Below are 18,481 nucleotides of genomic sequence, written 5' to 3'. Positions count from 1 at the left end.
CGCGACCGCGCCGCGCTCCGCCGCCCCCGCCACACCCGCGCGGGACGGTCAGCCAGGAGTGGGCTGGGTGCGCCGGGCGTAGGCGCGGGCGGCGCGGGCGCGGTCGCCGCACCGCGTGGAGCACCAGTGGCGGCGGCCGTGCCGCAGCAGGTAGCGGTTGCAGGGCGGAGATCCGCAGCTGGTGAGGCGTTCGGCGTCGGGGCCGGTGAGCAGGTCGGCGGTGTTGGCGGCCAGGGTCGCGAGGGCGCGGTCGAGGATCTCGTTGGTGGGGCACGGCGTCGCGCGGTAGGGGCCGTTCTTCTCGTCCCAGTACAGCAGGGCGGCGGTGGGGGCCTTGCTCAGCGCGTCGTTGACGGCGGACAGGGCGGTGGGCAGGACGGGCAGCCCCGCGACCCGCGCGCTGAACAACGCCCTGACGTGCTCGCGCAGCGAGCGCAGCTGCGTCGCGCACATCTCCTGCACCCCGGCGTCGGCCGGCGCGAGGCCGCGTTCGGCGAGCCACCGATTCGTCGCCGCGGGCGTGCCGAGGAGGTCGACGAACTGCCCGCCGGGCAGCGCGATGGCGCTGTTGACGAAGTCGAGGGCGAGGTAGTCCTCCGCCCCCGGCGCGGGCGGCAGCACGGACTCGGCGGTCGGCGTCTCGCTCATGTCTCTCATGGTACGGCTTGCGCTCGTCCGTGAGACACCGTTACGGTCATCACGGATAAACCACTTCCCATCCGTGAGGTATTCGCATGGCCAGTTCCGGCGCGCCCATCGAGCAGATCCCCGTCCGCGTCCTGGGCGGTCCCACCGCCCTCTTCGAGTACGGCGGCCTGCGCTTCCTGACCGACCCGACCTTCGACGCGCCCGGCGAGTACCACGTGCCGGGCGGCCGGCTGACCAAGACGGCTCCCCCGTCCGCCACGCCCGCCGACCTCGGCCGCATCGACGTGGTCCTGCTCTCCCACGACGAGCACCCCGACAACCTGGACCATGCGGGCCGCGCGCTGCTGGCCGACGTCCCGCTCACGCTCACCACCCCCGGCGGCGGGCAACGCCTGGGCGGCGGGGCCAGGGGCTTGGCCGACTGGGAGTCGGTCGAGCTGGACCGCCGCGACGGCGGCACGATCACCGTCACCGGTGTGCCCGCGGTGCACGGCCCCGGCCCGCGCGAGGAGGTCGAACCGATCACCGGCCAGGTCGTCGGGTTCGTCCTGACCGGGGAGGGCCTGCCCACGGTGTACGTCAGCGGCGACAACGCCTCCCTGGACGCGGTCCGGGAGATCGCCGACCGGTTCGGCCCGGTGGACACCGCCGTGCTCTTCGCCGGTGGGCCCCGGTTCTCCGTCCTGTTCGACGGGCGGCTGATCGTGCTCGACAGCGCGCAGGCCGTGGAGGCGGCCGGGATCCTCGGCGCCCGCCGGGTGGTGCCCGTGCACTACGACAGCTGGGCCCACTTCACCGAGGGCCGTGACGACCTGGTGGCCGCCTTCGCCGCCGGCGGCCTGCTCGACCGCCTCGACCTGGGCGACCGACCCTGAGCACGCCCGCGGGCCCTGGCCACGCCGCCGATGCGACCCCTCTTCGAAAGAACTCACTCGTGACGACCAACGTGCCCGTCCGGGCAGACCACGTCCCGCGCGTCGAGGCGCAGCGCCGCTCACTGACCGTCCTGGTCATCGCCCAGGTGCTCAGCGGGCTCGGGCTGGCGGCCGGCGTGACCGTCGGCGCGCTGCTCGCCCAGGACATGCTCGGCTCCACCGGCCTGGCGGGGCTGCCCAGTGCCGTGGGCACCGCCGGGTCCGCCCTGGCGGCCGTCGCCGTCGGGCGCCTCTCCCAGGCCCGCGGCCGCCGCCCCGGCCTGGCCGTGGGGTATCTCGCCGGGGCCGTCGGCAGCGGCGGCGTCATCGTCGCCGCCGTCGCCGGCCACCCCGTCCTGCTGTTCCTCTCGCTCTTCCTGTACGGCGCCGGCACCGCCACGAACCTCCAGGCCCGCTACGCCGGGGCCGACCTGGCCGCCCCCGCGCGCCGGGCGGGCGCGGTGTCCACCGTGCTGGTCGCCACCACCCTGGGCGGCGTGGCAGGGCCCAACCTCGCCGCGCCCACCGGCGGCCTCGCGGCCGTCCTCGGCATCCCGTACCTGGCCGGGCCGTTCCTGCTCGCCGGCGCCGCCTACGCCCTGGCCGCCCTCGTCCTGGCCGTCTGGCTGCGCCCCGACCCGCTGCTGCTGGCCCGCGCACTCGAAGCCGACCCCACCGCCGACCCCACCGCCGACCCCACCGCCGACCCCACCGGCGCGCCGGACGACGCCGCGGGACGGCCGCGTGCGGACGCCGCGAGGCGCCGCCCCGGCGTGCCGGCCGGGGTGCTGGTCATGGTGCTCACCCAGGCCGTCATGGTCGCGATCATGACCATGACGCCGGTCCACATGCACGACAGCGGCTCCGGCGCCGCCGCGTCCGGCCTGGTCATCGCGATCCACATCGGCGCGATGTACCTGCCCTCGCCGCTGACCGGCCGGCTCGTCGACCGCCACGGCCCGCTCGCGGTCGCCGCCGCCTCCGGGCTGGTCCTGCTGGCCGCCGGAGCGCTCGCCGCCCTCGCCCCCGACGACTCCGTCGCCGCGTACGCGGTGGCCCTCGCGCTGCTGGGGCTGGGCTGGAACCTCGGTCTCGTCACCGGCACCGCGATCATCACCGACGCCGTCCCGCCGGCCACCCGCGCCAGGACGCAGGGCTGGGTCGACGTCTCCATCGCGATCGCCGGCGCCGCCGGGGGCATGGCCTCGGGCCTCGTCGTCGAGATCGCCGGTTACCCGCTCCTCGCCGTCGGCGGCGGCGTTCTCGCGCTGGCCATCGTGCCCGTGGCCGTCAGCGCCGCGCGCGACCGGTGATCGTTCAGGGACGTCCACCGGCGGCGGGAGCGCCCGCCCAGCGCGTCAGGGCGTCGATGAGGCCTGAGACGTCGGCGACGGAACCGGCCCAGCAGACGTAGCCGTCGGGCCGTACCAGGACGGCGTCCGCCCCGAGCTCCGCCTTCCCGTGCACCCGGCCGATCCTGGCCGACCAGGGCCCGGCGGCCCGGGCGAACGCCGCCTCGTCGGCGGTCGTCAGCAGCAGGCCGCGGCCGTCGCGCAGCAGCCCCGCCACCCGGCCGGGCCCGGACGACGTCACCAGGTCGAGGTCGGGGACGCGGCGTCCCAGCAGGTGGTGGTTCCGGCCGGGCAGGTCGTAGCGGATGTCCAGCCCCGAGATCATGCCGGCGACGATCCGGTTGGCCTCGGGCACCCGTACGAGCTGCTCGACGATGTCCCGCAGGGCCAGGTTCTCCTCCTCGGGCACGATCAGCACGGCCTGCGCCCGGGTGTTGGCCAGGACGCGCGCGGCGACCGGATGCCGTTCGGCGTGGTAGGTGTCGAGCAGCCCCTCGTGCGCCCACCCGCCGATCTCGGCCGCCAGCTTCCATCCCAGGTTGAACGCGTCCTGCAGCCCGAGGTTGAGCCCCTGCCCGCCCATGGGCGAGTGGATGTGCGCAGCGTCCCCGGCGAGCAGGATCCGGCCGTGGCGGTACCGTTCGACCTGGCGCGAGGCGTCGGTGAACCGGGACGCCCACCGCACGCCCGTCAGCCGCACCCCCGGGCCGAACTCGTTGCGCAGCGCCCGCTGCACCTCCTCCTCGGTGATCGGGGTGTCGCGGGACAGCGCCTGCTGCTCGGCCCCGTAGAACAGGAACCGGTGCACGCCATCGCCGATGGGCGCGATGTAGCCCTTGCCGGTCTTGTCGGGCGTCATGACGGGCAGGGTCCAGGTCTCCGGCACGGCGCCGTCCGGGTCGGAGATCGTGATGTCGGCGACCACCGAGAGGAGCTTGCCGTCCAGGCCGGGAAAGCCGACGCCCAGCAGCTCGCGGACGGTGCTGCGGCCGCCGTCGCAGCCCACCAGGTAACGCGCCGTGAGCCGTGACTCGCCGCCCGCCGGGCCGAGCAGGGTCGCCTCGACCTTCTCGGCGTCCTGCGACAGTGCGGTCACCTCGTGCCCGCGCAGGACCCGGACGCCCAGCTCGCCGAGCCGCTCCTCCAGCAGCGCCTCGACGCGCCCTTGGGGGATGCCGATCGAGTACGGATGCCGGGTGTCCCAGGCGGTGTAGTCCAGTCGAAGCCCGGCGAAATGCCCGCCGGGCACCCGCTGGATCGCCCGGTCCATGAGGGGTTCGAGGAGGCCGCGTAACTCCAGCGCCTCCGCGGAGCGTGGCTGGATCCCGAGCGCCTTGGACTGCCCGCTGCGCCGGGGAAGCCGTTCGACGACCACGGCCGCCACCCCCGCCAGGCCCAGCTCTGCGGCGAGCATGAGCCCGGTCGGCCCGGCTCCGACGACGATCACATCGACGTTCATCACGGATGCTCCGTTCGACAGGGATCGGCGATGAGGCCGCCGACCACTGCGCAGACGGTAACGGCGAGGGTGCCGGTTCCCGCAACGATAGTCACCCGCGCCGCTGACCGGGCTACGTGCGGTTCAGGCCGGCTTCCAGGTGTGCCAGTGCCGTGTCGATCTCGGCCGGGCCGTCCAGGCCGGGATCGTGGGCCCACTGCATCCAGACCATGGCCACGATCCCGAAGACCGCGCCGACCGCGTCGCGTACGCGCGGGTCGTCAGGAGCACAGCCGGCCTTGTCCGCCACGAGCCGACGCACCTCCGCGATCAAGCCGGGGCTCCTGCGCAGGTTGGCGGCCAGCAGTTCAGGCACGGTGACCGCGAACACCTCCCGGGCGCGCCCGGCGGCGATCTCCTCCGGCGACAGGGCGGCGAAGGCGGCGCGGAACGCGCCCCGCAGCAGGGGGACGGGGGCGCCTGGCGGCTGAGCGGCCAGCGCCTCGGTGAGCGGCGGGAAGCGGTCGAGGACGACCAGATGCTCCTTGGTCGGGAAGTAGCGGAAGAAGGTGGCCGGAGAGACCTCAGCGGCCTCGGCGATCATCTCGGTGGTGGTGGCGTGGTAGCCGTGCTCACGAAAGAGCCTGAACGCCTCGCGCAGGATCGTCTCCCGTGTCCTGGCCTTCTTGCGTTCGCGCAACCCGCCCTCTCCCATGCGGGACACTCTAGCGAAGCAATAATGAGAGCTTACTATCTAAAGACAGTGTACTCTCAAAAGCTCCGATCGGGGCGAACCGACCCCGGCACCGCACGCCTGGAGGCTCTTCACCATGGGCGACGACATCACCGGCCTGCACCACGTGGGCCACATCGTGGACGACATGACCCGGGCCATGAACACCTACCGCCGACTCGGTTTCACCGTCGCCGCACCCACCTACCCCCTGCTGCCGCGGGTCGCCGGAGGAGCCGCCGAGCCGTTCGGCGTGGCCAACGCGCACGTGCAGTTCCCGCGCAACTTCATCGAGCTGGTGGCCGTGCTCGACGACGCCGGCCGCCTGCCCGGCGAAGCCCGGCCGATCCCGCTGCGCGTGCCCGACGACAGGCTGCCCGGACTGCTGGCCGCCATCGACGCCACCACCGCCAACATCGCGTCGTTCCTGCAGCGGTTCCAGGGCCTGCACATCATGATCGCCGACACGCCGGACATCGACGTCATCGCCGCCGGGCTGACCGCGGCCGGCGTCGACCATGCCGGCGTGCACGCCGTGCAGCGCCCCGTCGAGACCCGCACCGGCACCACGATGGAACCGGTCCGGTACCTGGAGATCTCCGCACCCGGCCTGCCCGCCGGGCGCGTGCCGGAAGGCAGGATCGGATTCGCCGAGAACGCGCCGGCCCGACCGGGCGGCGTCCAGCCGCACGCCGTCCACCCCAACGGCGCCACCGGGCTGGTCGAATGTGTGCTGTGCGTCGCCGACGAGGTGCTCCCGGCGCTGACGCGGCGTTATGCCACCTACTTCGGCCAGGCGCGCGACGGTCGGCCGCACGTCTTCGATCGGGCAGCCGTCACCGTCGTCACCGCCTCGACGCTCGGCGACCTGCTGCCTGGTGAGCAGCCTGCGGCCCTGCCCGCGTTCGTCGCCTGCACGGTGTCGGTGCGTGACCTCACCGCCACGCGGCAGCTTCTGCGCGACAACGACGTCCAGGTACGCGTGACCGGCCGTCAGGAGATCTTCGTGCCCGCCGAGGCCGCGTCGGGCGCCGCGATCATCTTCCGCCAGGAGGTCCGGCCGAGATGCTAGGCTGCCGTTCGTTCGGTACTGGATCTGTGTGGAAGGGAGGTGAGGTTCGATGACCGCGGTGAAGACCGCTGCCCCGTGCAGCGCCCGGACCGACCTCACGTCCCGGGCCCCGGTCTGACCCACTTCCGCTCCCTGCCGTGAACCAGGCGGGGTGACGTCCACGTCTCATCGGGGCCCCTTCTCCGCAAGGGTCTCACGTTGTCACACACGTACACCGATCCATCCGGCCTGTCCCGGTACGGGTGGACCGGCGCACTCGACCGAACCTTCACCGAACACTACGAAGCGGGCCTCGTCCCGGCCCGGATCTCCCGTGTCGACCGCGGCCTGTGCACGGCGGTCACCGCCGCGGGCCCGACGCGGGCCACGTTCGCCGCGCCGCATCCGCCCGACCCGCTCCTGACGCCGTGCACCGGCGACTGGGCCGCGCTGCGCCCCGGCGCCGAGCCGCACCTGGTGGCGCTGCTGCCGCGGCACAGCGCGATCGTGCGTTCGTCGGCGTCCAGGTCCTCCCACGGACAGGTGCTCGCCGCCAACGTCGACACGGTGCTCATCGCCCTGTCCCTGGCCACACCCCTGGACGCGGCCAAGCTGGAACGGCTGCTCGCCCTGGCCTGGGAGAGCGGCGCGCAGCCGGTGATCGTCCTGACCAAGGCGGACCTGGCCCACGACGCGGGGGCCGTCCGCGGCGAGGCCGAGGCGCTGGCCCCCGGCGTGGACGTCCTCGTCACCAGCGTCGCCACCGGCCGCGACATCGACGTGCTGGCCGCGCTGGTGCACGGCACCACCGTGCTGCTCGGCCCCTCGGGTGCGGGCAAGTCCAGCCTCGGCAACGCGCTGCTCGGCGCGGAACTGCTGGCCACCGGCACGGTGCGCGCGCAGGACGGCAAGGGCCGCCACACCACCGTCCGCCGCGAGCTGCTCCCCCTGCCGGGCGGCGGGGTCCTCATCGACACGCCGGGCCTGCGCGGGATCAGCCTGCACGACGCCGCCGACGGCCTGGAGCAGGTCTTCGCCGAGATCGAAGAGCTCGCCGCATGCTGCCGTTTCGCCGACTGCGCGCACGACACCGAGCCGGGATGCGCGGTCCAGGCCGCCATCGCGTCGGGCGAGCTGTCCGGACGCCGCCTGAGCAGCTACCGGAAGTTGCAACGGGAGAACGCCTGGGCGGCCTCGCGGACCGATGCCCGGCTGCGCGACGAGCGCGTCAACCACCAGAAGGCCATCACCGGTCACCTGCGCGCCACCTACCGGTTCCGGGACCGGCAGTCATGACGGGCCGCATCCCCCGTCCGTCCATTCCGTCCACCACGAACACCGGCCAGGTCCCGCATCCGCAGCAGGACAAGGAGACGAACCCGATCATGACCTCTTCCTGGATCACCCGCCCCGAGAACGCCGCCGACGCCGCCGCCGTCCGCGAGATCAACCTCGCGGCCTTCCCCGGCCCGCACGAGGCCGACCTCGTCGAGGCGCTGCGGGCCGACCCGCAGGCGTGGCTGCCCGGCCTGGCCTGGCTGGCCGAGGCTCCCGGCGGCGAGCTCGCCGGATACGCGCTGCTCACCCGCTGCCATGTCGGCGACTCCCCCGCCCTCGCCTTGGGCCCGTGCGCCGTCCGGCCCGGACACCAGCGGCAGGGGGCGGGTTCCGCCGCCATCCGCGCCGCCCTGCGCGCGGCCCGTGAGCAGGGCGAGAACCTGGTGGTGGTGCTCGGTCACGCCGAGTACTACCCGCGTTTCGGCTTCACCCCGGCCTCCGGGTTCGGCCTCCGGCCGTCGTTCGAGGTCGAGGACAAGTACATGATGGCGCTCGCCCTCGATCCCGAGCGGCCGGTCCCGAACGGCGTCATCCGCTACGCGGCGGCGTTCGGCGTCTGACGCGCGCCGTACGGCCCTCAGCACCGCTGGGGGCCGTACGGCCGGGCACGCCGAAATTTCTCCGGCGCGGACGTCGAGACCGGCGATCCTGCTCCGACCCCGCTGTGACCGGCTCCCATCAGGGGAGCCGCCGACGGCGAGGAGTCGACATGGGGACGCTGGAGAACAAGAACGCACTGGTCACCGGCGGATCGCGGGGCATCGGGCGAGCGATCGTGCTGCGGCTGGCCCGCGAGGGCGCGGCGGTGCTGTTCACCTACGTCCGCGACCAGGCGGCGGCCGAGGCGGTGGTGGCCGAGGTGACGGCCTTCGGCGGTCGGGCGATCGCCGTACGGGCGGACCAGGGGCGCCTGGAAGACCTCAAGCACCTCTTCGGTGAGGTCGACCGGTGTCTGGGCGGTCTGGACGTGGTGGTCAACAACGCGGCGATCAATCCGATGGGAGACATCCGCGACGCCGTCGAGAGCGACTTCGACGAGGTGATGGCGGTCAACACCAAGGGCCCGTTCTTCGTCATGCAGGCCGCCGCCGAACGGCTCGGCGAGGGCGGACGGATCGTCAACATCTCCTCCAGCGGCGCGGTGCCGGGCCTGGCCCTGTACTTCGCCAGCAAGGCGGCGCTGGAGTCGATCACCGCGGTCGCCGCCCGCGAGTTCGGTCCCAGGGGCATCACGGTCAACAGCGTCTCCCCTGGCGCCACCGACACGGACATGATGCGCGCCGCCGCCGGTGAGCACCTGGAGCAGGCCATCGAGCACACCGTGGCCCTGACGCCGCTGCAACGGCTCGGACGTCCGGAGGACATCGCCAACGTCGTCGCCTTCCTGGCCGGGCCCGACGCCCAATGGATCACCGGCCAGAACCTGCGGGTCTCCGGCGGCCTGGCGATCTGACCGGCGAGCTGCCGCGATCTCGTGTATCGCGGGCGTATCGAAAAACGCATACATCCCGGCAACGGCCGTCCCTCTTGACTGGCGGGCATGGAAAGGGACAAGGCTTCGGCCGATGACGGGAGATGGGACCGGCGTTCGTTGTTCCGGGGGGCCGCCGTGCTGGCCGGCGCCGCCGCGACGGCGCCGCTGCTGGACGGGGCGGCCACGGCGCTGGCCGACGGCGGCGACGCCGACGCGCTGTTCAAGGCCGGGAAGTTCGAGCAGGCCGGCCGCGCGTACGAGGAGATCCTGAAGAAGGACCCGGGGAACCTGCACGCGGCCCGCCGGCGCGGCAACGTCGCGCTGCTGTCCAACCGGTTCCCCGAGGCCGAGAAATATCTCAGGACGGCCGTCCGCCTGGCGCCCGGCGACAAGGAGGCCAACGAGCTGCTCGGCGACTGCTACATCCGGCAGGACAAGTTCGCCCTCTCCGTCCCGTGCTGGAAGGCGGCCGGCGCGGAGGACTACGCCAAGTGGTTCGCGTCGATCAGCGGGGACGCGTACCAGATCAAGGGCGACGTCGGCCGGGTGCCGTTCCTGCAGATGGACCCGCGGCCGCTGGTGGAGGCCTCGATCAACGGCGGACCGGCGAAGCGCCTGTCGTTCTACACCGGCGCGCCGAACCTGAGCCTGACCGCGTCGGTGGCCAAGGAGGCCGGGCTGAAGGCCGTCGTCAGCCAGAAGACCGACTTCGAGGGCACGCCCATCTGGGTGCACTACGGGCTGCTGGACTCCTTCAGGCTGGGCGGCATCGAACTGCGCAACGTCCCCGTGGGCTGGTCGTCGACGGAGTCGGGCGCGGACGTCGGCGCCGACAGCGACGGCCTGATCGGCACGTGGGTCTTCTACCACCTGCTGACCACGTTCGACTACGCGGGCCGGCACCTCATCCTGCGCCGCCGCACCCCCGAGACGGCCAGGAAGGCGCACGCCGCCGCGGCGCGGGCGGGCGCCGAGCCGCTGCCGATATGGCTGGCCCGTGACCACGACGTGCACAGCGTGGGCAGCATCGCGGGGTCCGGCCCGCGGGTGGTGGGCGTGAACCTGGGCGGGGTCGGCGAGATCGCCGCGGGCATGCCCGGAGAGGTGGCCACACGTCTGGGGGTCCGGGTCGACGTCGACCGCCCGATCGAGACGTTCGCCCACAGCCACCCGACCGTCACGCACCCCTGCTATCCGGAGGAGATCCGCCTCGGCGACGCCGTCGCCCAGCGGGTCTACTGCGAGGCGGACCCGAACATGCCGGTCAACGTGCCCTGGCCCTACGGGTCGGGTTTCGATGGGATCGCCCACTTCGCCCACTGCTTCTTCAAGCCCTACAACCTCACCCTGGACTTCACCGACATGAAGCTCTGGATCGTCCGCGGCAAGGCCGCCTGATCACCCCGGCCGCAGCCGGTCGCGGCGGCGGGTCAGCGAGGCGGTCTCGGCGGTGTTGCCGGCCAGTTCGATGGCCCTGTCGTAGGCCGCTCGCGCATCCCGGTCGCGGCCCAGCCGGCGCAGCAGGTCGGCGCGGGTGGCGTGATAGGCGTGGTAGCCGGCCAACCTCGGCCCGAGACGGTCGACGGCCGCCAGCGCCACCTCGGGCCCGTCGAGCTCGGCGACCGCGACGGCCCGGTTGAGCGCGACGATCGGCGAGGGGTCCAGGCGGACGAGCTGGTCGTAGAGGGCGAGGACCTGCGACCAGTCGGTGTCGCGCATGTCGCGGGCGGAGGTGTGCACGGCGTTGATCGCCGCGAGGATCTGGTAGCGGCCCGGCGCCACCCCGGCGGCGGCCGCGGCCAGGCGCTCGCGCACCAGCCGGTGCCCCTCGGCGATCAGCGCCGCGTCCCAGGCCCCGCGGTCCTGCTCGTCGAGCGCGACCAGCTCGCCGCCGGCCGAGACCCGGGCGGGGCGGCGGGCCTCGATGAGCAACATCAGCGCCAGCAGCCCGGTCACCTCGCCGTCGCCGGGCAGGAGGGCCCGGATCAGGCGGGTGAGCCGGATCGCCTCGGCGGTCAGCTCGTGCCGTACGGGATCGGTGCCGGGGCCGGTGGCCAGGTAGCCCTCGTTGAAGACCAGGAACAGCACGGCGAGCACGCCGGAGACGCGCGCCGGGAGATCCTCGGCGGACGGCACCCGGTAGGGGATGCGAGCCGCCTTGATCTTGGCCTTCGCGCGGGTGATCCGCTGCCCCACGGCGCTCTCCTGCGCCAGGAAGGCGCGGGCGATCTCGGGCATGGTCAGGCCGGCGACCAGGCGGAGCGTCAGCGCCACGCGGGCCTCCATCGCCAGTGCCGGATGACAGCAGGTGAAGATCAGCCGGAGCCGGTCGTCGTCGATGGCGACGGCAGGCTCGGGTGGGTCGGCGGAGGACATCTGAGCCTTCCTGTGCTTGTCGTCGCGCTTGTTCTCGCGCCGGATCCGGTCGATGGCCTTGCGGCTCGCGGTGGTGGTCAGCCAGGCGCCCGGGTTGGGCGGCACGCCGTCGGCCGGCCACCGTTCCACGGCGGTCGCGAACGCCTCGGCGGCCGCCTCCTCGGCGATGTCGAGGTCACCGAAGCGCCTGGTCAGGGCGGCGACCACCCGGGCCCACTCCTCGCGGTGGGCCCGGGCGACCGCCTCGCGGGCGTCGGTCACAGGAACGGTCGCACCTCGACCCTGCGGTTGCAGTGCTTCGACCCGTCGGCGGCGAGCCGGAGCGCCACGTCGAGGTCGGGGGCCTCGATGATCCAGAAGCCGGCGAGGTACTCCTTGGACTCCAGGAAGGGCCCGTCGGTGACCATCGCCTCCGCGCCCCGGTTGTCGATGACGGTGGCCGTGGCGGGCGCGGCGAGGCCCCCGGCGAAGACCCAGTGGCCCTGGGCCTGGAGGCGGTCGTTGAACACGTCGATCGCCGCGTGCTCCTCCGGGGTGGCCGAATTGGTCCGGTCGTCGATCACTGAGATCAGGTATCGCATGTGAAGATCGTCTCCTGTCGGTCAAGGCAGCGGGCGGCCTCACCCCTGCCACGAACGCGACCGCCGCGATCCGACACCGCCGCCGGATCTGTTGTACGTACTTTTACCTGGAACGCCGGGGGCGGGACGCCCGATCATCTGGTGTGCTCCTCAGCAACCGTGCCGTCTTCGCCAGCTCCGACCTCGACGAGGTCCGCGGCGAGGTCGCCAAGGTGTTCTGCCCGCACCGGCTGGACCTGGCCGGGGACGCGAACCTGCTGGCGGCCCGGTTCAACTCCGTGCAGCTCGGCTCGGTCCGCGTGAGCTACCTCGACTACGGGGCCGACGTGCACATCGAGCCGGGCGACCTCGACACGTTCTTCCTGGTCATGATCCCGCTCGCCGGACGCAGCCTGATCCGCGCCGGCGACGAGGAGGTCGTCTCCTCCCCGTCCCTGGCCTCGCTGCCCTCGCCGACCCGCCACCTCGACATGCGCTGGGCCGCCGGCTGCCCGCAGTTGCTGGTCAAGTTCGAGCGGGTGGCGATCGAACGCGCGCTGGAGCAGATGCTCGGCGAGCCGCTCGACGGCCCGGTCGTCTTCGACCTCGGCATGGACCTGACGACGGGCTGGACCCGGTCCTGGCGCGACATGGCCGACCTGCTGGTCAGGGAGGCCGAGCGGGACGACGGGCTGGCCGGCCACCCGCTGGCCGTCGCGCATCTGGAGAACGCCCTGATCACCCTGCTGCTGACCATGCAGCCCTCCAACTACCTGGACCGGCTGACCGCGCCCAGGCCGCCCGCGCTGCCGAAGGTGGTGCGCCGGGCGATGGAGTTCATCGAAGGGCACGCCCACCTGCCGCTGAGCACCACCGACATCGCCGGCGCCGTCGCGGTCAGCAGCCGTTCCCTCCAGGAGGGGTTCCGCGCGCATCTCGGGCTGTCCCCGATGGCCCACCTCAGGCAGGTACGGCTGACCCGCGTGCACGACGAGCTCAGGACGGCCGACCCGGCCAGGGTCACGGTGACCACGGTGGCCGCCCGATGGGGATTCCTGCACCAGGGACGCTTCGCCGCCCAGTACCGCGAGAGGTACGGGCAACCGCCGTCGGAGACGTTGCGCAGAGGTCCCGCGTCAGGCGGATGAGATCCGCGCTCAGCGGATGGCACGGGCGCACGCGCCGCCCGTACCGTTCTTGTCAGGCGCCGACCAGATCCTCCACACCACACCAGAAGGACACCACCATGCGCGACATCCTCATCGTCGGCGCCGGCCAGGCCGGTCTCCACCTGGCCATCGGCCTGCTCCAGCACGGCTACGACGTGACCGTGGTCTCCAACCGCACCCCGGAGTCCATCCGCGACGGCCGGGTGATGTCCGGCCAGGCCATGTTCGGCACCGCGCAGGCCCACGAACGCGAGCTCGGCCTCGACTGGTGGGCCGACGTCTGCCCGCCCATCGAGGGCATCGCGCTCACGGTCCCGAGCCCGGAGGGCGGCAAGGCCCTCGACTGGGCGGCGCGGCTGGACGTCCCCGCCCGCTCGATCGACCAGCGGCTGAAGATGCCGGCCTGGCTGGGCGAGTTCGAGCGGCTCGGCGGCAAGCTCGTCCTGCACGACGCCACCCCCGACGATCTGGAGAGCTACGCCGCCCGCTACGACCTGGTCCTGGTCGCCGCGGGCAAGGGCCAGATCGCCTCGCTCTTCGAACGCGACCCGGCCCGCTCCCCCTACGCCACCCCGCAGCGCGCGCTGGCCGTCACCTACGTCAACGGCCTCACCCCCCGCCCCGGTCACTCGGCGGTCTGCTTCAACCTGCTGCCCGGCGTGGGCGAGTACTTCGTCTTCCCCGCGCTCACGCACACCGGCCCCTGCGAGATCATGGTGTTCGAGGGCGTGCCGGACGGCCCCATGGACTGCTGGGGCGACGTCCGCGGCCCCGCCGAGCACCTGGCCCGCAGCCGCCGGATCCTGGAGACCTTCTTCCCGTGGGAGGCCGAGCGCTGCGCCGGCATCGAGCTCACCGACGCCGGCGCGGTGCTGACCGGCCGCTTCGCCCCCACCGTGCGGCGTCCGGTGGCCGTGCTGCCGTCCGGCGCGCCGGTGCTCGGCGTCGCCGACGTCGTGGTGCTCAACGACCCGATCACCGGGCAGGGCAGCAACAACGCCGCCAAGTGCGCCGCCACCTACCTGCGGGCCATCGTGGAACGCGGCGACCGGCCGTTCGACGCCGGCTGGATGGAGCAGACCTTCGACCTGTTCTGGACGCAGGCCCAGCACGTCACGAACTGGACCAACGCCCTGCTCGCGCCGGCCGAGCCGCACCACCTGGCGCTGCTGGGCGCCGCCGGCCGGCGCCCGGAGATCGCCTCCCGGTTCGTCAACGGCTTCGACGACCCGGCCGACTACGCCGAGTGGTTCATGGACGCCGGCCGTGCCGAGACCTATCTGGGCAGGGTGACGGCATGAGGTCGCTCCGCGAGGCCTTCGGGCAGTTCGCGACCGGCGTGGCGGTGATCACGACGGTCACCGCCGACGGGGAGCGGGCCGGCGTGACCGTCAACTCCCTCACCTCGGTCTCGCTCGATCCGGCGCTGCTGCTGTGGTGCCTGTCGAACCGGGCGCCCAGCGCGCCGCTCTTCCTGCGGGCCGGGCGGTTCGCCGTCAACGTCCTGGCCGCAGACCAGGGCCACCTGTCCAGGCGCTTCGCCACCCCCGCGGCCGACAAGTTCGCCGGGGTGGAGCTGCTCGGCACGCCGCTGCCGATCCTCGCCGGGACGCTGGCCAGCTTCGTCTGCCGCACCGAGCGCGTCCACGACGGCGGCGACCACCACATCCTCGTCGGAGCGGTGGAACGGTACCAGCGGGCCGGGGGCGAGCCGCTCGTCTTCCACTCCGGCCGGTACCGGGAGTTCTGGCCCGAGCTGAGCGCCGGCGAGGGCCGCGTGGCGAGCCACGCGTGACGGCCGCCGGGGGTCTCCACCGCCACGAACCGCGCCCGGGACGGCAGCCCGCTAAGGGCGCGAGCCGTGCCAGGAGTTCCACAACCCCTGATAGACCCCGCCGGCCGTGACCAGCTCGTCGTGCGCGCCGACCTCCACGACGCGGCCGCCCTCCATCACCACCACCCGGTCCGCGTCCCGCGCCGTGTGCAGGCGGTGCGCGATCGCGATCACCGTGCGTCCGTCCAGCACCGCCGCCAGCGACCGTTCGGCGCGCCGGGCCGTACGCGGGTCGAGCATGGCGGTGGCCTCGTCGAGGATGACGGTGTGCGGGTCGGCCAGGATGACCCGGGCCAGGGCGAGCTGCTGCACCCGGTCGGGGCCCAGTTGGGCGCCGGAGGCGTGCGGACCCAGCTCGTCGTCGAGCGAGGTCACCCAGTCGGCGCCGACCGCCGCCAGGGCCTTCTCCATCCGGTTGTCGTCGGCCGTGGGGTCGGCCAGGTGGAGGTTGTCGCGGACGGTGCCGAGGAACAGGTGCTGCTCCTGGGTGACCAGCACGACGTGCCTGCGCAGCTGGGCGGGAGACAGGTCGGCGACCGGGACCGAGCCGACGGTGACCGTGCCGAGGCGGGGCCGGTCGATGCCGGCCAGCAGCTTGCCGAGCGTGGACTTGCCGGCCCCGGAAGGGCCGACGACGGCCAGGCGCTCGCCGGGCCGCACGGTCAGGTCCACGCCGGTGACGACGTCGGCGGCGGATGCGTAGGCGAAGTGCACGCCGGTCGCCACGATGTGGTCGTCCCGGGGTTCGGGGGCGGCCACGTCGGTCCGCGCCGCCGGGAGCTGGAGACCTTCGATCCGGGCGAAGGCGGCGCCGCTGCTCTGCAGCTGTTCCATCCACATGAGGATGGTCTCGACGGGCTGCTGGAGCTGGCGCAGGTACAGCACGCACGAGACGACGGCGCCGAGGGTGACCTGGCCGCCGTCCAGCAGCAGGCCGCCGAGCAGCAGGACGAGCACCGGCGGCAGGAGGGCGGAGACCTCCACCGACGGCCAGAGGACGCCGCGCAGGAAGAGGGTGCGCAGCTGGGCGACCCGGCTGCGCTCGATCACCCGCTCGGCGGCGCGGGTGCGCCGGTCCTGCAGGCTGAGGGCTTCGATGGTGCGGGCGCCGGCGGCGCCCGCGGCCAGGTGTTCGGCCAGTTCCGAGCGGGCGGCGCCCTCCTCCAGGTAGGCGTCGCGGGCGCGGCGCAGGTACCAGCGGGAGGCGGCCGCGACGCCGGCGAGCGCGACCAGACCGCAGGCTCCCAGCAGCGGATCGACCAGGAAGACGGCCGCGACGAGGAAGAGCGCCTGCAGGGCGGAGATCAGCACGGCCGGGGCGGCGTCGCGCAGGGTGTACCCGACCACGGCGACGTCCGTGGTGCCGCGGGCGGTCAGGTCTCCGGTGCGGACGTGCTCGACGGTGGCGGCGGGCAGGGCGAGCACCCGGTCGAGGAACTCCTGGCGGATGTGCTCCTGGACGCGCTCGCTGAACCGGGTGCCGGTGCGCTCGGCGTATCGGGACAGGACGAGTTGCAGCAGCGCCCCGCCCACGGCGACCGCGGCGAGCAGGTCGATCGTCCCGCCGGCGGCGATGGTGTCGATGATGCGGCCCAGCAGCCACGGGCTGACCAGGGCCGCGGCCGCCGCCAGGCCGTTGAGCAGCAGGGTGGCGGCGAACCCGCGGACGTCGCGGCGGATCAGGCGCAGCGCCGCCTGCCGTACGCGCCTGCGGTCGGCGACGGGGAGGTCGCGGGTCACGACACCACCGCCCGGTACTCGTCGCTGGATTCCAGCAGGTCGCGGTGGGTGCCGGTCGCGGTCACCCGGCCGTCCTCGATCAGGAGGACCTCGTCGGCCTGGGCGAGCAGCAGCGGGGACGTGGTGGCGACGACCGTCGTACGGCCGGCGCGCGCCGTACGGAGGCGCTGGGCGAGCAGGGATTCGGTGTGCGCGTCCAGCGCGGAGGTGGGGTCCACCGCGAGCAGCAGCTCCGGATCGGCCACCAGCGCCCTGGCCAGGCGCACCCGTTGACGCTGGCCGCCCGACAGGTTGCGGCCACCCGGCTCGATCACGGAGTCCAGGCCGTGGCGCAGCCCGGCGACCACGTCCTGGGCGGCGGCGACGGCGACCGCGCGGCGGATGGTCTCGTCGTCGGCCTCGCCCCTGCCTTGCAGGACCTCCCGCAGCGTGCCGGTGAACAGCGCGGCGTCGTGATCGGCGATCAGCGACGTGCCGTCGAACCCGCCGAGGCCCTCCAGCAGCGCCACGCTCTCCTCGGGACGGGCGCTGACCAGCCCCACGAAGCTGCCCGGCGTGATCTCCGGTTCGGTGGAGCGGGGCCGGTCGCCGGGCCGCAGCGCGAGGAAGTCGGTGACCCGCCGGGCGGAGACCAGGCCGTGGCTGATCTGGAAGCTGCCCTCGATGAAGAAGGACACCGGGACGACCAGCATGGCGATGTACCCGTACACGCCGACCAGCTCGCCCACCGTGATCGTGCCTTCCGCGGCCAGCCTGGCGCCCAGCCAGGTCACCGCGGCCAGGAACAGCGCCGGCAGCCCCACGCCCAGCGCGCCGATCCAGCTCGTCAGCGACGCCACCCGGTACCCCTGCTCGCGCAGGCGCGCCGAGTCGGCGAGGTGACGCTCGGCGTAGGCGTCCTTGCCGCCGAACGCGTTGAGCACCCGCAGCCCCTCGATCAGGTCCACCAGCCGGGCGGTCAGCCTGCCCTGGCTCTCGCGGTAGCCGTTCTGCACCTTCATCAACCGCCCGAGCAGCGGCCCGAGCACGACCCCCAGCACCGGCACGCCGAGCAGCACCACCACGGCCAGCAGCACGGAGACCTGCAGCAGCAGCGCCGCCACCACCCCGTAGCTGATCACGGCGCCGACTCCGGGGCCGGTCACCGTCAGCGCGGCGGCGATCGTGATGACGTCGCCGATGCCGATCGTCACGACCTCGCCTGCCGAGGTGCGCCTGTTCAGGTCCGCGCCGAGCGTGTTGATCTGCTCCACCAGGGCGCGCACCGTGCGGAAGTTGGCGTCCATCCGGATCTTGGTCATCGTACGGTGCCGCATCATCGCCAGCCAGGCGTTGACGAGGCCGGCGCCGAGCAGCGCCAGCACCCAGCCGGGCGCCAGATCGTCGTCGATCGCCCTGGACAGCAGGTACGGCGGCAGCGTGAGGCCCACCGTCCACAGGGTGCCCAGCGTCGCGCCTAAGACGACCCGGCCCTTCTGCGCCCACGCCAACCAGCACAAATACCGAGCAGCCGCCTTCATGGCGATCACGCTAGACCATGGCCGTACCGGCCCGCCGACGGGGGCTTGTCCGTAGCGGCGCTCAGCCCTGGACGACGTCGAAGGGCGGCAGGTCGGTCAGGGCCGCGATGGCCGCGGGCGGAAAGTCCGGCGGATCCTGGCCGAAGGCGACCGGCCTGCGGATCTGCACCCCTTCGTCGGCGATCACGAAGCAGCGGTCGGTCGTGGGACGGCCGGGAAGCCCGGCGTGGGGGGGGGGCCCCCCCGCCGCCCCCCCCCCCCCCCCGCCTCGAGATGTGGGGGGCGGAGCCATGGGGGGGGGGGGGGGGGGGCCCGGCCGGGCGGCCCGCGCGCG

At 73.5% G+C, this 18,481-nt stretch carries 18 protein-coding genes; 10 read left to right on the top strand and 8 right to left on the bottom strand.

Translation table 11 applies throughout. The features are described from left to right. Nucleotides 1-48 precede the first annotated feature (48 nt). Nucleotides 49-648: a CGNR zinc finger domain-containing protein gene (locus ACFYYW_RS39035; protein WP_352323286.1), complete on the bottom strand. Its 600-nt coding sequence runs from the start codon at nt 646-648 to the stop codon at nt 49-51. Nucleotides 649-734: 86 nt separating this feature from the next. Here ACFYYW_RS39035 and ACFYYW_RS39030 point away from each other — a divergent pair, with 86 nt between their 5' ends. Together ACFYYW_RS39030 and ACFYYW_RS39025 are read left to right on the top strand one after the other, a co-directional pair. Further along, complete coding sequence (locus tag ACFYYW_RS39030) at nt 735-1,523, top strand: MBL fold metallo-hydrolase (protein WP_387657008.1); 789 nt, start codon at nt 735-737, stop codon at nt 1,521-1,523. A gap of 59 nt (nt 1,524-1,582) precedes the next feature. After that, nucleotides 1,583-2,875: an MFS transporter gene (locus ACFYYW_RS39025; RefSeq protein ID WP_387657005.1), complete on the top strand. Its 1,293-nt coding sequence runs from the start codon at nt 1,583-1,585 to the stop codon at nt 2,873-2,875. A 4-nt stretch (nt 2,876-2,879) separates the two neighbouring features. On the opposite strand, the gene ACFYYW_RS39020 is transcribed toward ACFYYW_RS39025, so the two are convergent. Next, nucleotides 2,880-4,373, bottom strand: coding sequence for an FAD-dependent monooxygenase (locus ACFYYW_RS39020; RefSeq protein ID WP_387657002.1), 1,494 nt, complete (start codon nt 4,371-4,373; stop codon nt 2,880-2,882). 112 nt (nt 4,374-4,485) lie between these two features. Next, complete coding sequence (locus ACFYYW_RS39015) at nt 4,486-5,067, bottom strand: TetR family transcriptional regulator (RefSeq protein WP_387657000.1); 582 nt, start codon at nt 5,065-5,067, stop codon at nt 4,486-4,488. Nucleotides 5,068-5,182: 115 nt separating this feature from the next. Between ACFYYW_RS39015 and ACFYYW_RS39010 the strand changes: the two genes are divergently transcribed. From ACFYYW_RS39010 to ACFYYW_RS38990, 5 genes are all read left to right on the top strand, one after another. Then, nucleotides 5,183-6,157 carry a VOC family protein gene (locus ACFYYW_RS39010; RefSeq protein WP_387656997.1) on the top strand — a complete coding sequence of 325 codons (975 nt, stop codon included), beginning with the start codon at nt 5,183-5,185 and terminating at the stop codon, nt 6,155-6,157. Nucleotides 6,158-6,355: 198 nt separating this feature from the next. Then, nucleotides 6,356-7,432: a ribosome small subunit-dependent GTPase A gene (gene rsgA, locus ACFYYW_RS39005; RefSeq protein WP_387656994.1), complete on the top strand. Its 1,077-nt coding sequence runs from the start codon at nt 6,356-6,358 to the stop codon at nt 7,430-7,432. An 89-nt stretch (nt 7,433-7,521) separates the two neighbouring features. After that, the gene (locus ACFYYW_RS39000; RefSeq protein ID WP_387657348.1) at nt 7,522-8,034 is read left to right on the top strand and encodes a GNAT family N-acetyltransferase; all 513 of its coding nucleotides are present in this window, start codon (nt 7,522-7,524) and stop codon (nt 8,032-8,034) included. 149 nt (nt 8,035-8,183) lie between these two features. After that, entirely contained in the window at nt 8,184-8,927 is a 744-nt protein-coding gene (locus ACFYYW_RS38995) for an SDR family NAD(P)-dependent oxidoreductase (RefSeq protein ID WP_387656991.1), read from the top strand. Nucleotides 8,928-9,014: 87 nt separating this feature from the next. Then, entirely contained in the window at nt 9,015-10,346 is a 1,332-nt protein-coding gene (locus ACFYYW_RS38990; RefSeq protein ID WP_387656988.1) for a tetratricopeptide repeat protein, read from the top strand. On the opposite strand, the gene ACFYYW_RS38985 is transcribed toward ACFYYW_RS38990, so the two are convergent. Together ACFYYW_RS38985 and ACFYYW_RS38980 are read right to left on the bottom strand one after the other, a co-directional pair. Further along, the gene (locus tag ACFYYW_RS38985; RefSeq protein WP_387656985.1) at nt 10,347-11,585 is read right to left on the bottom strand and encodes an RNA polymerase sigma factor; all 1,239 of its coding nucleotides are present in this window, start codon (nt 11,583-11,585) and stop codon (nt 10,347-10,349) included. Further along, nucleotides 11,582-11,905 (bottom strand): YciI family protein, encoded by a 324-nt coding sequence (locus tag ACFYYW_RS38980; RefSeq protein ID WP_387656983.1) that lies wholly within the window; start codon nt 11,903-11,905, stop codon nt 11,582-11,584. The genes ACFYYW_RS38985 and ACFYYW_RS38980 overlap by 4 nt, the downstream gene beginning before the upstream one ends. A gap of 143 nt (nt 11,906-12,048) precedes the next feature. Between ACFYYW_RS38980 and ACFYYW_RS38975 the strand changes: the two genes are divergently transcribed. The 3 genes from ACFYYW_RS38975 (at nt 12,049) to ACFYYW_RS38965 (ending at nt 14,848) form a co-directional block, all read left to right on the top strand. Further along, the gene (locus ACFYYW_RS38975; RefSeq protein ID WP_352324606.1) at nt 12,049-13,032 is read left to right on the top strand and encodes an AraC family transcriptional regulator; all 984 of its coding nucleotides are present in this window, start codon (nt 12,049-12,051) and stop codon (nt 13,030-13,032) included. Between the two features lie 98 nt (nt 13,033-13,130). Then, nucleotides 13,131-14,354, top strand: a complete 1,224-nt coding sequence (locus tag ACFYYW_RS38970; protein ID WP_387656980.1) for a styrene monooxygenase/indole monooxygenase family protein — start codon at nt 13,131-13,133, stop codon at nt 14,352-14,354. Continuing rightward, entirely contained in the window at nt 14,351-14,848 is a 498-nt protein-coding gene (locus tag ACFYYW_RS38965; RefSeq protein WP_387656977.1) for a flavin reductase family protein, read from the top strand. The genes ACFYYW_RS38970 and ACFYYW_RS38965 overlap by 4 nt, the downstream gene beginning before the upstream one ends. A 51-nt stretch (nt 14,849-14,899) precedes the next feature. Here the strand turns inward: ACFYYW_RS38965 and ACFYYW_RS38960 are convergent, their stop codons facing one another. From ACFYYW_RS38960 to ACFYYW_RS38950, 3 genes are all read right to left on the bottom strand, one after another. Continuing rightward, a complete protein-coding gene (locus ACFYYW_RS38960) occupies nt 14,900-16,627 on the bottom strand; it encodes an ABC transporter ATP-binding protein (protein WP_387656974.1) in 1,728 nt (575 codons plus the stop codon). Next, nucleotides 16,624-18,147 (bottom strand): ABC transporter transmembrane domain-containing protein, encoded by a 1,524-nt coding sequence (locus ACFYYW_RS38955; RefSeq protein WP_387656972.1) that lies wholly within the window; start codon nt 18,145-18,147, stop codon nt 16,624-16,626. Before ACFYYW_RS38955 ends, ACFYYW_RS38960 begins: the two co-directional genes overlap by 4 nt. Before the next feature lie 61 nt (nt 18,148-18,208). Beyond that, entirely contained in the window at nt 18,209-18,334 is a 126-nt protein-coding gene (locus ACFYYW_RS38950) for a hypothetical protein (protein ID WP_387656969.1), read from the bottom strand. Between the last annotated feature and the right edge of the window lie 147 nt (nt 18,335-18,481).

The organism is Nonomuraea sp. NPDC001831 (genome assembly GCF_042892035.1).
Classification (GTDB): Bacteria; Actinomycetota; Actinomycetes; order Streptosporangiales; family Streptosporangiaceae; genus Nonomuraea.
This window is presented reverse-complemented; position numbering and strand designations above follow the sequence as displayed.